This window comes from Sulfitobacter sp. 15WGC (assembly GCF_005068605.1).
In the GTDB taxonomy this organism is placed as follows: domain Bacteria; phylum Pseudomonadota; class Alphaproteobacteria; order Rhodobacterales; family Rhodobacteraceae; genus Sulfitobacter; species Sulfitobacter faviae.
The window spans coordinates 19,155-32,192 of record NZ_SZNL01000012.1 but is presented as its reverse complement, the minus strand read 5'-3'; the positions used below and the strand labels follow the sequence as shown (position 1 = coordinate 32,192).

At 62.1% G+C, this 13,038-nt stretch carries 16 protein-coding genes and 1 tRNA gene; 9 read left to right on the top strand and 8 right to left on the bottom strand.

What is annotated here, in order from left to right; translation table 11 throughout:
• Positions 1–65 precede the first annotated feature (65 nt).
• Both FCK22_RS11740 and FCK22_RS11735 read right to left on the bottom strand, forming a co-directional pair.
• On the bottom strand, positions 66–842 hold the full coding sequence (locus FCK22_RS11740; protein ID WP_067264816.1) for a hypothetical protein: 777 nt from the start codon (positions 840–842) through the stop codon (positions 66–68).
• A complete protein-coding gene (locus FCK22_RS11735; RefSeq protein WP_067264819.1) occupies positions 839–2,161 on the bottom strand; it encodes a hypothetical protein in 1,323 nt (440 codons plus the stop codon). Before FCK22_RS11735 ends, FCK22_RS11740 begins: the two co-directional genes overlap by 4 nt.
• 89 nt (positions 2,162–2,250) lie before the next feature.
• On the opposite strand from FCK22_RS11735, the gene FCK22_RS11730 reads away from it, so the two are divergent.
• Entirely contained in the window at positions 2,251–2,727 is a 477-nt protein-coding gene (locus FCK22_RS11730; RefSeq protein WP_231886367.1) for an MmcB family DNA repair protein, read from the top strand.
• Between the two features lie 62 nt (positions 2,728–2,789).
• Here the strand turns inward: FCK22_RS11730 and FCK22_RS11725 are convergent, their stop codons facing one another.
• Positions 2,790–2,978 (bottom strand): DUF6324 family protein, encoded by a 189-nt coding sequence (locus tag FCK22_RS11725; protein ID WP_067264821.1) that lies wholly within the window; start codon positions 2,976–2,978, stop codon positions 2,790–2,792.
• A 339-nt stretch (positions 2,979–3,317) separates the two neighbouring features.
• Between FCK22_RS11725 and FCK22_RS11720 the strand changes: the two genes are divergently transcribed.
• Both FCK22_RS11720 and FCK22_RS11715 read left to right on the top strand, forming a co-directional pair.
• Positions 3,318–3,394: transfer RNA gene (locus tag FCK22_RS11720), tRNA-His, on the top strand.
• Positions 3,395–3,569: 175 nt separating this feature from the next.
• Positions 3,570–4,025, top strand: coding sequence for a PRC-barrel domain-containing protein (locus FCK22_RS11715; protein ID WP_067264824.1), 456 nt, complete (start codon positions 3,570–3,572; stop codon positions 4,023–4,025).
• 78 nt (positions 4,026–4,103) lie between these two features.
• On the opposite strand, the gene FCK22_RS11710 is transcribed toward FCK22_RS11715, so the two are convergent.
• On the bottom strand, positions 4,104–4,586 hold the full coding sequence (locus FCK22_RS11710) for a PaaI family thioesterase (protein WP_067264826.1): 483 nt from the start codon (positions 4,584–4,586) through the stop codon (positions 4,104–4,106).
• Positions 4,587–4,667: 81 nt separating this feature from the next.
• A complete protein-coding gene (locus FCK22_RS11705) occupies positions 4,668–5,534 on the bottom strand; it encodes a methylenetetrahydrofolate reductase (RefSeq protein WP_067264828.1) in 867 nt (288 codons plus the stop codon).
• A 94-nt stretch (positions 5,535–5,628) separates the two neighbouring features.
• Between FCK22_RS11705 and FCK22_RS11700 the strand changes: the two genes are divergently transcribed.
• On the top strand, positions 5,629–6,534 hold the full coding sequence (locus FCK22_RS11700) for a LysR family transcriptional regulator (RefSeq protein ID WP_067264831.1): 906 nt from the start codon (positions 5,629–5,631) through the stop codon (positions 6,532–6,534).
• A gap of 125 nt (positions 6,535–6,659) precedes the next feature.
• Here FCK22_RS11700 and FCK22_RS11695 read toward each other — a convergent pair whose 3' ends face one another.
• Positions 6,660–7,700, bottom strand: a complete 1,041-nt coding sequence (locus tag FCK22_RS11695; protein ID WP_067264833.1) for an NADP-dependent oxidoreductase — start codon at positions 7,698–7,700, stop codon at positions 6,660–6,662.
• 167 nt (positions 7,701–7,867) lie between these two features.
• On the opposite strand from FCK22_RS11695, the gene FCK22_RS11690 reads away from it, so the two are divergent.
• Complete coding sequence (locus tag FCK22_RS11690; RefSeq protein WP_067264836.1) at positions 7,868–8,653, top strand: inositol monophosphatase family protein; 786 nt, start codon at positions 7,868–7,870, stop codon at positions 8,651–8,653.
• Here the strand turns inward: FCK22_RS11690 and FCK22_RS11685 are convergent, their stop codons facing one another.
• Positions 8,654–8,944 (bottom strand): DUF6476 family protein, encoded by a 291-nt coding sequence (locus FCK22_RS11685; protein WP_067264838.1) that lies wholly within the window; start codon positions 8,942–8,944, stop codon positions 8,654–8,656.
• Between FCK22_RS11685 and FCK22_RS11680 the strand changes: the two genes are divergently transcribed.
• Positions 8,943–9,989, top strand: coding sequence for an RluA family pseudouridine synthase (locus FCK22_RS11680; RefSeq protein WP_136720443.1), 1,047 nt, complete (start codon positions 8,943–8,945; stop codon positions 9,987–9,989). The two genes, FCK22_RS11685 and FCK22_RS11680, sit on opposite strands and share 2 nt — an antisense overlap.
• A gap of 173 nt (positions 9,990–10,162) precedes the next feature.
• Positions 10,163–11,059, top strand: a complete 897-nt coding sequence (rpoH, locus tag FCK22_RS11675) for an RNA polymerase sigma factor RpoH (protein WP_067262445.1) — start codon at positions 10,163–10,165, stop codon at positions 11,057–11,059.
• A 56-nt stretch (positions 11,060–11,115) separates the two neighbouring features.
• On the opposite strand, the gene FCK22_RS11670 is transcribed toward rpoH, so the two are convergent.
• The gene (locus FCK22_RS11670; protein WP_067262447.1) at positions 11,116–11,751 is read right to left on the bottom strand and encodes a GntR family transcriptional regulator; all 636 of its coding nucleotides are present in this window, start codon (positions 11,749–11,751) and stop codon (positions 11,116–11,118) included.
• Between the two features lie 87 nt (positions 11,752–11,838).
• On the opposite strand from FCK22_RS11670, the gene FCK22_RS11665 reads away from it, so the two are divergent.
• Together FCK22_RS11665 and FCK22_RS11660 are read left to right on the top strand one after the other, a co-directional pair.
• Positions 11,839–12,399, top strand: a complete 561-nt coding sequence (locus FCK22_RS11665; protein WP_197470830.1) for a dual specificity protein phosphatase family protein — start codon at positions 11,839–11,841, stop codon at positions 12,397–12,399.
• Positions 12,400–12,599: 200 nt separating this feature from the next.
• Positions 12,600–12,986, top strand: coding sequence for a hypothetical protein (locus tag FCK22_RS11660; protein ID WP_136720437.1), 387 nt, complete (start codon positions 12,600–12,602; stop codon positions 12,984–12,986).
• The last annotated feature ends 52 nt before the right edge of the window (positions 12,987–13,038 follow it).

The following is a 13,038-nucleotide window of genomic DNA, read 5'->3' as shown; positions in this document are numbered from 1 at the left end:
TGTAGGGGCCAAGTGGGGCTGCGGCAAGGGGGCGGAAGTGGATTTGCAAAACTTCTCTGCCCCGTTCAATCTTCGGCGGGGATAAAGCCGTAGCGGCGCAATTCTTCGGGCAGCAGCACATAGATTTCATCGGGTGGCGTGACCAGCGCATGCTGCATCACCATCGGATCAATGCCCATATCATCGAGGTATTGCATCACCTCACCTTGGCCGCGCTGGATGTCCTCCACGGCGACAAAGGCGGGCAGGATCGTGCTTTCGCCAAAGTAATGCTGATGCACCCCGACCGAGGCGCTCTCGGGCACCGCCCGTGCCGCGCCGGCGGCCAGCAGATAGGGGCAGGCGGAATAGCAGATGTCCCCCTCCCGCAGTGCGGTGTTCAGCTCTTCGCGCCGAAGATAGCGGCCCAGTTCCAAAGCGTCGCGGACCGATCCGCCGGGGGAATTGAGGTAGATTTCCTCGGGCGTGGGGGTCAGTTCGCTCAACTGTTTGACGATCCGCTCCGCATCGCCTGCCTCGATGGCCCCTTCCAGCAGCGCCGCCCGCCCGCCCGAGACGGGGGTGAGCACCAGCCGGTCGGGCAGGGCGGTCTCGGGCATCGGCTGGCCGGGGGTTGGCGCGCGTTCGGGGCGGAAGCGCCGGGTCTGGTCGCCGGGGCGGATCGGCTCGGTCAGTTCCGGGGCGCGCGGGCCGAAGCCCGGCAGGCGCAGCCCTGCGCCCAAATCCCCCCAGAACAGCAGCACCGCAAGGCCAAGTTGAAAGATCAGTACGCCGATCAGCACCCGCCCGACAATCGGCTTCCGGTGGGGGGCTTCGGCCTCCGGTGGGGTCTCCTCGCTCATGTGCTTTTGATCGATGTGACGGGGCCGGGGGCCGGTTCATCGGTCGCATCCGCGCGCGGCGCTTCGGCGGCGGGGCGTTTGTGGGCGGGGCTTTCCTGCATCGCCACATCAACATCACGCACGGCGGCCAGCGCGGCGCGCAGTTCTGCAAGGGTCAGCGTGTCTTCGACCGCGGCCCCTTCACGGCCGGAGCGGATCGCCCCTTGTGTGATGGAGAGGATCAGCACCAGAACGGCGGGCAACAGGTCAATCGCGATGGCCCCGGCCCAGGAGGGCACGAAATTGCGCGCGTAGAGGATCACCGCATCGGCGCTGGAGATCGGCGTATAGGTCGTGTCGGCAGCGGGTGGCATGGCCTGCACATCCTGCGCCGCGCGCTCCAATGTCGCTGCACGCTGTGCCAGCACCTCAAGAACCGAGGTGATTGTCGCCCCTTGCGCGCCGCGTTGTTCTTCGTTGCTGCCGTCAAGCTCAGGCAGCACGACGGAGGCCGCCAAATCCTGCGCTGCGCGTTCCACCAGCGGGGCCACGGAAAGCTGCCGTAGCCGGGTGATCAGACCTGCAAGCCGCACGGCCTGTTCGGAAAACTCGACCGAGCGCGCCTGAACCGGGCCGGGCTCTACCGTCAGGGCGCGCATCCGGCTGAGGATCTGGTTCCCCTCGGCGAAGGCGTCATTCACCAGCGGGGTCTGGGTGGCGATCTGCGCCTCCAGCGCGCCCAGTTCCGCCGATTTCTGCCGCAGCACCCGGAACACCGCGCCGCGCCCCGCAAGGCCCGACAGGCTGCCAGCCGCCTCTTGCTCGCTCAGGTCCTCAAAGCTCTGTCTGACCCGCGCCACGTCCCGCTCAAGCCCTTGAGCGGACAAGGCAATCTCGTGTGTGCGCTCCAACGCGCCTTGGTAATCTTGCACCGTCTCGGCCAGATGCTGCTCCACCGCCGCCGATCCGGCGAGCGCGGCGGCGTTCAGCCAGCTTGACATCGCGATGATCGCGACGGAGCCGAGCCCCATGGCCCCCAAAAGCCCCATCCGCGCGCGCGTGGTGCGCACAGCGGGGAAGAGCCTCAGCAGATAGGACCAGAAGACGAAAATCCCTACCGAGACCGCCACCGAATAGGCGATCGCGGCAAAGGCCGACATGGCGCCGTTGTCATCCAGCAGCGACGAGACGCCAAGATAGGTGTAAATGCCCGAGGCCACGGCCAGAACGCCAAGCGCTGTGCCCGAGAATGTATCGAGCCATGTCAGATGGCCCTCCAATTCACGGGCGTAACGCACCCCGCGCGCCTGCGTCTCACTCATCGGTTCGCGTTGTGCCATGGGCCTCCCTCGCTTTGCTGGGGTGAAGATAGGGGGTCGCGGGGAAATTACCAAACTTTCCGGTGCTGCCCCTTGTGGATGTTCATCAAATGTTCATATTTGTCGCCATGATGGAGAATGACATACGACAGCTCCAACCCGGCCAATTACTGGCGCGGGGGGTGATGCGGCATCTGGCCGATCTTGGGTTCGCCTCGGTCGAGGAGCTTGTGCCGACGCGCGGTTTGCGGGTCGACGTGATGGCGCTTGGCCCGAAGGGGGAGATTTGGATCGTCGAATGCAAATCCAGTCGCGCCGACTTCATGGGCGACGCAAAATGGGAGGGCTATTTGGAATGGGCCGACCGGTTCTTTTGGGCCGTGGACAGTGATTTCCCGGTAGAACTGCTGCCCGAGGAAAGCGGCCTCATCATCGGTGACGCCTATGGGGCCGAGATTGTGAGGATGTGCGATGAGACCAAGCTTGCGCCCGCCCGGCGCAAGGTGATGGTGCAGAAATTCGCGACCCATGCCGCCCGGCGCCTGCATCGTCTACGCGATCCCGACATGGCGCCGAACTGGTCTTGAAAGGGGGGACGGAGGTTGTTCGCGCATATCCCTAAGGCGTGGCGAACCCGCTTTTAGGCGGCTTAGCGCTTTTGTTTGCCCGCGCGGTTTGCGGCGGCCATAATCTCTTCCGCGATTTCGCGGGCTTCTTCCGGGGTGAAATCCATCGGAATTTCAACGCCGCCGCCTTCGACGAAAAGGCGGACCATGCCCTTGTCTGTCGGGCCGATTTGCAGGTTTGCTTCGATGTCGCGTTCGGTGTCGATGCCCATGGGAGCCTCCGGTTTGGTGGGGCTTATCGCTAGCGCGGCATGGGCGGAAAGGCAAGATATCTTGGCGGGTTGCGACGCAGGGCAGAGGGGGCGCGTTGGCCTTAGGTGGCGGATGGGTCATCACCGTTCTGCAAGAGGGTGGGGTGCCGGTCTGGCGGATCGGGAGATTGCCGCGACGCGCAGCTTGGAGACCGCGGGCGGAATCGCCGCGTCATCCACCCGCGTTTCCCGCAGGAGTGCCGATGACACCGGGCGCGCGAAAAATCTGACGGAAACCGGCATTTCTTCTGACTTTGAGGTCTTGCATTCCTCCGCCACGGGCGCTAAATCCGCCCCAGTGCCGCCTTAGCTCAGTTGGTTAGAGCGCTTGATTGTGGATCAAGAGGTCCCTGGTTCGAGACCAGGAGGTGGTACCACCCCCCCCCCAATTTCATTCTATCTGCGCCCTGGGGCGAACGGCTGGGTTGCGCGGCGCGCCGCATGATGCTGCCAGCGCGCTGGCACCGTAACCCATCGTAAATTTTAGATTTTCTGGAACGTTCTGTCCGAGCTTTCGTTGTGACCATAGAAAATAACGAAGAGGAGAGAGACATGAAAACGCTTACAGCCAGCACCTTTGCCCTGACACTCGCAGGCACCGCCGCTTTCGCTGAAACGCATATGACCGACTATTCCAACGTCGACAGCATGCAGATGAACGAAATGCGCGGCGATCTGATCCGCTCGCGCGATATCACTGGCGGTGAGATCTACACCCTCAACGAAGCCGGCGACGAATGGAGCCCCAATACGGCCTATAATGAAATCGGCGCCGACTGGAACGAGATCGGTGAGATCGAAGACATCGTTCTGTCCAAAAACGGTCAGATGGTCGGCATCGTGGCCGAAGTGGGCGGTTTCCTCGATATCGGTGACAAACACGTCATGATCTCGACACCCGATGTGAACCTCGTGGCCGTCGATGACCAGACCTACGCCTATGTCACGCGTCTGAGCGAAGAAGAACTCGAAGCACTGCCCGGCGTTGACGAAGGCTTCTGGGACTAATTTAGACGGTTAACGCTTAAGTTGAATTCTTGGACCCCGGCGTGGAGCTTTCCGCGCCGGGGTTCTTCGTGAATGGGCTTAGGCCAGCTTCATCACGATGCAAGTGGTGGAACCTGTGGCGTAGTGTTTGCCATCCTCGACGCCGCGAATCTCGCCATGTGCGACACCGGTCGAACGGCCCACGTGATCGGTCACCCCGATACAGTCGATCTCCATCCCCAAAGGCAGGCCGCGCAGGATATTTATCTTGTATTCCAAAGTGGTATAGACCGAGCCGCGGGGGATTTTCGTCATCACCGCGCAGGCCATCGCTGAATCGAGCAGCGTCCCGTACCAGCCGCCGTGCACCGTGCCCATCGGGTTTGTCATGGCAAAGCTCGGTGCGCCGCGAAAGACGATGCGGCCCTCTTCGACCGAATGCAGCGCATAGCCCATGGTCTGGCCGATGGGCGGCCCGGGGTTGGTGCCGTCGAGAATGGCCTGCATGAACTCCAGCCCCGAAAGCTTGAGCGCTTCGGATTGGGACAAAAGGTCAGCAGGGCTTTGGGCGATGCGGGGCATGGTCTTCTCCGGCAAGTGAATTTCGCCGGAGGATACGCCCGCGCGGGGCAGGGGCAAGCCCCCCTGCCGGAGGGACAGCGCTTACGCGACGTCCGAGAGATCGACCTGCGGGGTCACACCGATGGCGCGGCAGACATCGCGGGTGAGTTCCGCGCGGTTGAGCGTGTAGAAATGCAGCGCATCCACGCCTTCGTCGATCAACTCGCTGCACAGTTCGGTGCACATGGCTTGGGCCAGCAGATCGTGCCGGTCATCGCGGATCGCGGCCTCATAGGCTTGGTCGACCCATTCCGGGACCGGCGTGCCGCATTTGACGGCGAATTTACGGGCTGAAGTCCAGTTCACCACCGGCAGGATGCCCGGCGTGATCGGCTTGTCGATGCCCGCTTTTACGCAGGCGTCGCGGAAACGCAGGAAGGTCTCCGCCTCAAAGAAGAACTGGGTCAGCGCCTCATCCGCGCCCGCGTCGAACTTGCGTTTCAGCCAGTCGATATTGGCCTGCTGATCCGCCGCCTCGGGGTGCGGGTCGGGGTAGGCGCCGACGCGGATTGTGAATTTGCCGGTTTTCGCCAGCGCCTCGATCAGCTCGCAGCTGTCGGCGAAGCCTTCGGGGTGGGGTACGAACTTGTCGGTGCCCGCTTGCGGGTCGCCGCGCAGGGCGACGATGTCTTTGATGCCCGCTTCGGCGAATTTATCGGCCACGTCGAGCGTCTCCGCCCGGCTGGCGCCGACGCAGGTCAGGTGGCCTGCGACGGGCAGGCCCGAGGTGCGGTGCAGCACATGCGCCGAATCATGGGTGAGATCGCGCGTGGTGCCGCCCGCGCCGTAGGTGACGGAAAAGAAGCGCGGCGCCAGCGGGGCCAATGCCTGCGCCGCATCCCACAGTTTGAACGCCGCGCCGACGGTGCGGGGCGGGAAGACTTCGAAGGAAACGGCAGGCGTGGTCATTGAGAGATCCTTTTGGCGGTTTCACGTCTTGTCTCACATCTAGGCTTGTGAGACAAACTCATAACATTCATCTTGAACATGAGTAATGCCTCAAATGCACATTGAGTTCCGTCACCTGCGCACAATCAAGGCCATCCACGAGGCGGGCGGCTTGGCCCGCGCGGCGGATCAGATGAATATCACGCAATCGGCGTTGAGTCATCAGGTGAAGGGGTTGGAGGATCAGGCGGGGGTCGAACTCTTTGTGCGGCGCTCGAAACCGTTGAAGCTGTCGCCTGCCGGGCAGCGGTTGTTAAAGCTCGCGCAGCAGGTCTTGCCGCAGGTCGAAGCCTTGCAGGACGAGTTTTCGGGCCTGCGGGCGGGCAGCACGGGGCGGATGCACATTGCGATCGAATGTCATGCCTGTTTCGAGTGGCTCTTCCCAGTGTTGGAGCAGTTCCGCCGCCATTGGCCGGATGTGGACGTCGATATCCGCCCCGGTCTCGCCTTCGACGCGCTGCCCGCGCTTTTGCGGGAAGAGGTTGATTTGGTGGTCTCCTCGGACCCTGAGGAATTGCCGGGCGTCGAATTTGTCGAACTCTTTGATTACAATCCAGTTTTCGTGGCCTCGCAGAACCACCCTTTGGCGGAGAAGCCCTTTGTCGAGGCGGCTGATTTTCGCGGGGAGACGCTGATTACCTATCCAGTGGAGCGGACCCGGCTGGACGTGTTCAGCCAGTTGTTGATCCCCGCCAAGGTCGAGCCTGCGACGATCCGGCAGGTGGAACTGACGGCGGTAATCCTGTTGCTGGTGGCGTCCAACCGCGGGGTCTCGGTCCTGCCGGATTGGGTGGTGCGGGAGGTGAAATACTCCTCCGATTACGTGACGCGGCCTTTGACGTCCGAGGGGATCACGCGACGGCTTTATGCGGCAGTGCGGCGGGATGATCTGGGCAAGCCGTTCATGGATGAGTTGCTAAAGCTGGCCGGGCAGGAGGCGCGGAAGTTGCAGCGGGCCTAAGCGGGGTACCGAGGGCCATCGCCTACCCGGAGGACGGGCAGGCGATGGCCCGGCGTCTGCGGCTTGACGCCGGGCCGGGTGGGTGAACGCGCCGTTCTACAAGGCCGAACGACGCATTCCAAAGCTTACTTCACCTTAACGATGGCCTTGCCCGTGTTCCCGCCATTCAGCATGTCGATGAAGGCCTGCGGTGCATTCTCCAGCCCTTCGGTGATGTCCTCTTTCACCTTCACGCGGCCATCGGCGACCATCGGCGCCACTTCGCGCTGGAACTTCGGCATCTGGTCCCAGTGGTTCGAGATGATGAAGCCGCGCACGGTGAGGAAGTTCACCAAAATCGTGCGCCACAGCCGCGGCGCGGTGAGGCCAGCGCCTTCGGCATCGGCACCCAGCGCGCCCGCGTTATACCACGCGATCATGCCGCAAAGCGGGATCCGGCCATGGGGGTTCATCAGCGGCAGCACCGCGTCCAGCACCTTGCCGCCGACGTTTTCGTAATAGATATCAATGCCATCCGGCGCGGCCTCTTTCAGGGCGGCGCGCAGGGATTTGGCATCGTCATAGGCGCGGTGATCAAGGCAGACGTCAAAGCCGAAATCGCGGGTGGCGATCTCGCATTTCTCGGCGCCGCCTGCGATGCCCACGGTGCGCAGCCCTTTGGCCTTGGCCAATTGCCCCACGATCGAGCCGACGGGGCCGGTGGCCGCGGCCACGACGAGGGTCTCGCCTTCTTTCGGCTGGCCGATGTCGTTCAAACCGTACCAACCGGTCAGGCCGGGCATGCCCAGCACGCCGAGGGAGGCGGTGATCGGCACGCCTTCGGCATCGACCTTCTGACACTGTTTCGCCGGGGCGACGCCATGGGTGGCCCAGCCGAAGGCGCCAAAGGCAAAATCGCCCTCGGCAAAGCTTGGGTCATTCGAGGCGATCACCTTGCCCACGCTGCCGCCTTCCATCAGCCCGCCGATCGGCACAGGTTCGGCATAGGATTTCGCATCGTCCATCCGGCCCCGCATGTATGGGTCGAGCGACATGTAATGCACTTCGACCAGAATTTCGCCATCGCCCGGCTGCGGGATATCCGCGCTTTCTAGGCGGAAGTTCTCGGGCGTCGGTGCGCCATCGGGGCGGGAGGCGAGGACGATTCTCTGCATCTGGTCGGACATGGGGTTTCCTTCGTGCTGGTTGCTACAGCGTCCAAGGTGTTCCCTCGCGCCCTGAATGCAACCCGTGAGGTGCGCAAGAATCAATAAGCGGTGCAGGTTTCTGCCCCCTTGGCAATTGCGCTCTTGCGCCCTATACGTCCCGCCTTATCCATCAAAGGGCGCGAACAATGATCGGCAGTGCGAATCTCAACATCATGATCAAGGCGGCACGCAAAGCGGGGCGTGCATTGGTCAAGGATTTCCGCGAGGTCGAGAACCTTCAGGTCTCGGTCAAGGGTGCGGGCGATTTCGTGACCAAAGCCGACATTGGCGCCGAGAAGATTATCAAAGACGACCTGATGGGCGCGCGCCCGACCTATGGCTGGCTGGCCGAAGAGGGGGGCGAGGAAGAGGGCCAAGACCCGACCCGTCGCTGGATCGTCGACCCGCTGGATGGCACGACGAACTTTCTGCACGGTCTGCCGCATTGGGCCATCTCTATCGCGCTGGAGCATAAGGGCGAGATCGTCGCCGGTGTGGTTTTTGACCCTGCCAAAGACGAGATGTTCTTTGCCGAGAAGGGCACCGGCGCTTGGATGAACGAAGGCCGCCTGCGGGTTTCTGGCCGTCACCGTATGATCGAGTCGATCTTTGCCACAGGGCTGCCTTTCGGGGGCCGTGCCGATCTGCCTGAAACGCTCAAGGATTTGGGCCGCTTGCTGCCCGTCTGCGCCGGTGTGCGCCGCTGGGGCGCGGCATCGCTCGATCTGGCCTATGTCGCCTCGGGCCGTTACGATGGCTTCTGGGAGCGTCGTCTGAAGCCTTGGGATGTGGCCGCGGGCATGTTGATCGTTAAAGAGGCCGGTGGCCTTGTCGAGCCGATCCGCCCTGAGCGCAACATCCTGCAACATGGTGAGATCATCTGCGCGAACGAGCCGATCTATTCGACCTTCGCCAAGACGATCCGCGGCTGATCACTCGATCACGACCGTCTGGCGCAATGCGCCGGTCAACTGGTCAAAGATCAGGATCTCATCCGCATCCGTCACCACCGCATACCAGCCGCGGCCTTGCGTGAACGCTTGGGCGCTGCTGCCATCGGGCAGGGTGATGCTGCGCGGCATGGTCGGGCCCTGATCGCTCAGGCGGGTGACAAGCACGAAGATCAGCACTAGAACCCCGCCAATCATCACGACGGTCAAGACCGTCACCATCCGCCGCAGAAACCGCAGGTTCGTCGGTTCATCAGGGTTGTCCGTGTCCATGTCTCACCGCCGCATTGATTTCATTCTGAACGATAGCCCGCCCGCCCGTCTTGATAAGGCGCTGGCCCGCGATGTGCCAGAGGAAGCGAACCTGTCGCGCACCCGTTTGGGCCGTTTGATCACCGAGGGCGCGGTGACGCTCGACGGTGTCGTGGTCCAAGACCCCCGCGCCAAAGTCGCCGAAGGGCAGGCGGTGCAGATCACGGTTGAAGAAGCGGCGGAAAGCCACATCCTGCCCGAGGACATCCCGCTGTCGGTGGTGTTCGAGGACGACGATCTGATCGTGATCGACAAACCTGCGGGCATGGTGGTGCATCCTGCGCCCGGCTCGCCTTCCGGCACCCTCGTTAATGCATTGCTGGCGCATTGCGGTGATGACCTCTCAGGCGTGGGCGGAATGAAGCGGCCCGGCATCGTGCACCGGATTGACAAGGATACCACCGGCCTGCTCGTCGTCGCCAAATCTGATGCTGCGCATCACGGGCTGGCGGCCCAGTTCGAGAAACATACCGTAGAGCGTTATTACCAGACCCTCGTCTATGGGGTGCCGGATGCCAATGACCCGCGCCTGCGGGGCGTCAAAGGCGCGTCCTTCGAGGCGGGGAATATCCTGCGGATGACCACCCAACTGGCGCGGCACAAGACCGACCGCCAGCGGCAGGCGGTGCTGTTTCAAGGCGGGCGGCACGCGGTGACCCGCGCCCGCACGGTCGAGCGTTTCGGCACCCCGCCCGGGCTGGCGCTGCTGGAATGCTGGCTTGAGACGGGTCGCACGCACCAAATCCGCGTGCATATGTCCCACGCGGGCCATGGGCTGGTGGGGGATGCCACCTATGGCGGGCGGCGCAAGCTGGCCAAGTCGGCCTTGCCTGAGGCCACCGCCGAAGCAATCCGCGCCTTCCCCCGCCAAGCGCTGCACGCCGCCGTTCTGGGGTTCGAACATCCGGTGACTGGTGAGAACCTGCGTTTCGAAGCACCGCTGCCGCCCGATATGGCCGCCCTGCTGGACCTGCTGCGCGACGGCCCCACCGCCCCATCGGCGTGACCCCGCCACCCCGCGGAACCGCCTAAGGATCGGTTACGTTTTGTTCACAGAAACTGTGCAGACATGAACAAAAGCGTGAATGCTTCTGTCTTGAAAGCACGAAGGGGGCCGCCCATATTGCATGTTAAGCGAAATAACATAGGCCCCGATTAAACTGGGGAAAGGGACAAGACATGGCAAATTATGCAAATCTGCCCGCACCAACGCCCGAAGGCGGGCTGAACCGCTATATGCAAGAGATCCGCAAGTTCCCGCTGCTGGAGCCTGAGGAAGAATACATGCTGGCCAAACGCTGGGTCGAAGAGCAAGACACCGAAGCTGCGCATAAGATGGTTACCTCTCACCTGCGCCTCGCGGCGAAGATCGCGATGGGCTACCGCGGCTATGGATTGCCGCAGTCCGAGGTGATCTCGGAGGCGAACGTCGGCCTGATGCAGGCGGTGAAACGTTTCGATCCAGAGAAGGGCTTCCGCCTTGCCACCTATGCGATGTGGTGGATCCGCGCCTCCATTCAGGAATATATTCTGCGGTCGTGGTCGCTGGTTAAGCTCGGCACGACCTCGGGTCAGAAAAAGCTGTTCTTCAACCTGCGTAAGGCCAAGAACAAGATTGGCGCGCTGGAAGAGGGCGATCTGCGCCCCGAAAACGTGAAAGAGATCGCGACGCAACTCGGCGTGACCGAGGATGAGGTCGTCTCCATGAACCGGCGGATGTCGGGCGGGGATGCCTCGCTCAACGCGACTGTCGGGTCCGAAGGCGAAGGCACGATGCAGTGGCAAGATTGGTTGGAGGATGAAGACGCCGACCAAGCCGGCGACTATGCCGAGCGTGACGAGCTGGAAACCCGGCGTGAGATGCTGGCAGAGGCTTTGGACGTGCTGAACGAGCGCGAGAAGGACATTCTGACCCAGCGTCGCCTGTCGGACGAGACAGTCACGCTGGAAGACCTCTCGGCGCAATACGATGTCAGCCGCGAGCGGATCCGCCAGATCGAAGTGCGGGCCTTCGAGAAGCTGCAAAAGCGGATGCGCGACTTGGCGAAGGAAAAGGGCATGTTGGCGGCCAGCTAACGGCTGATCCCGATGATGCAGAGGGCCCCGCTTCTATGGAGCGGGGCTTTTCTCTATTAAATTTGGGGTTCGATGAGCTGGCTTTCGAGCCTTGCGACTTCTTCAAAACAGGCGGCGATCGTGCCCGACTGCATCGCCCGGGCAGCGGCTTGCAGCACCGTCCGCAGATGCGCGATCTGAGGTTCCGGCGCGGTGTCGAAATCACGCAGGGACCACCTGATCAGCCGCCAATAGGCCGCGCGAAAGGCGTCGCTGAGGATCGGGTTCTCGATCATTTCCGATAGGGCGTTCAAAAGCCGGGCGCGGATGTCGAAAAAGGCCTCGGCATTGTCCAGCGGGGCGAGGTCCATCATGCCCAGTATCCCGGCGAGTGACATGAAATGCGCCGGTGGGGCGGGGGAGAGCACTGCACATTTGCCAGCAGCTTCGATGATCGCCCCAGCCGCGCGTATGTCATCCGCGCGCATGGGCGCGTCCAAAGGGGTCACGACAGACCCCACGCCGGACTTCACGGCGATCATGCGTTCGTAGGCCAAACGTTGCAACGCTTGCCGGATGGGCGTGCGGGACACGCCGAAACGCTGGGCGAGGGCCACCTCATGCAGCATGCCGTCGGCGATATTGCGGTTCAGGCAGATGTCCGTCCGAAGCGCCTCTGCAATCGCCGCGCTGGATTTGACTTGGTTAGACATTGCCCGGCATCCTTCGTCTATTCGATTTTACCTATTTAACATATATACAGGTGACGTTGCCGTTACTCAAATTCTATGGATGTTTTTATGTCTCGTGATGTGCCTTTTTTCGATCCTGAAGCGACCTCGATACGCGCCGTTATCCCCACCCCCCGCGGCGGGCATCTGGCGATGACGGGTTTTCCGGGGCTGTTGACCCATGTGGATGGCAGCGCTTACCTCGATCCTCAACAGATGCGGGAAACCTTGGAAGGCCTGCGCGCGGCTGGGGCGCGTGAGTTGTTGGTTCTTACCGAGGAGGTCGAGCTTCCTGACGGAGCTTTTCCCCTGATTTTAAAGACTTCACAGTCTCTTGGTTTAAGGCTCTCCTTCGCGCCGATCGAAGATTTCAACGTCCCTTGCGACAGATTCCTAGCCGAATGGCCTGCACACCGGGTGCGTTTCGAGGCGGCGCTAGAGGCGGGAGAGACGGTTGCCCTTTCCTGCCAATACGGCGCGGGGCGCAGTGGGCTGATCGCGGCATGGTTGCTGATTGGGGCCGGAATGCCCGCTGCGGAAGCCATCGCCTTGGTGCGCAGTCATTTCCCTGAAGCGATCGAAACCCAGCTTCAGGAGAACTGGCTGCTAGAGGTCGAAAAGGAGAGGTAAACCTCCCCTTCGCATAGGAAATGTGAAAAAAGTTTGGCGAATTATACGTTTGCCCCATTGTCGGCAAGTTGTTGCCACATTTACGCCACAATTGGGCCCGACAACATGTATACAGGTTGGGCAAAAGCGGCACCTCAGGGAACGCAAAGGCCCATAGAAAGGGAAGATAAGCGACCAGACGATTAGGAAGAGGATCAGATATGCCAAGCCGCTCCACCGCGCCAGAAACACTCGGCCCCATCACGTCCCTCAATGCAGGTGACATTCTCCGCCGCAAACGCAGCTATGATCCCGTCACCCTTGGTCACCCGTCCGATGAATGCCCCGTCACACTTACCATCTGCGACGCCCGATTTCACAGTGTACAGTATGCCCGCGACTTTGGCCGGGTCGAGGCGATGGTTGAAGTGACCTATACCTGCCATCCCGCCGCCATGCCGCAAAGGGTCTACCTGCGCACCAACGTTCCGCTGCGCCCTGCCGGCCAGCGACAAGAGCTTCGCCGACGGCTCATTCAAAGCGCCGTCACCCTGTCCACTCTGCTAAACCGCTTGAATGGAGGAGATACGACCCTGCGTGCTGCTTGACTCACAGCCCAATGCCTAGCAACTGCACCCCCTTTTGGGGGTGTTTTTTTGT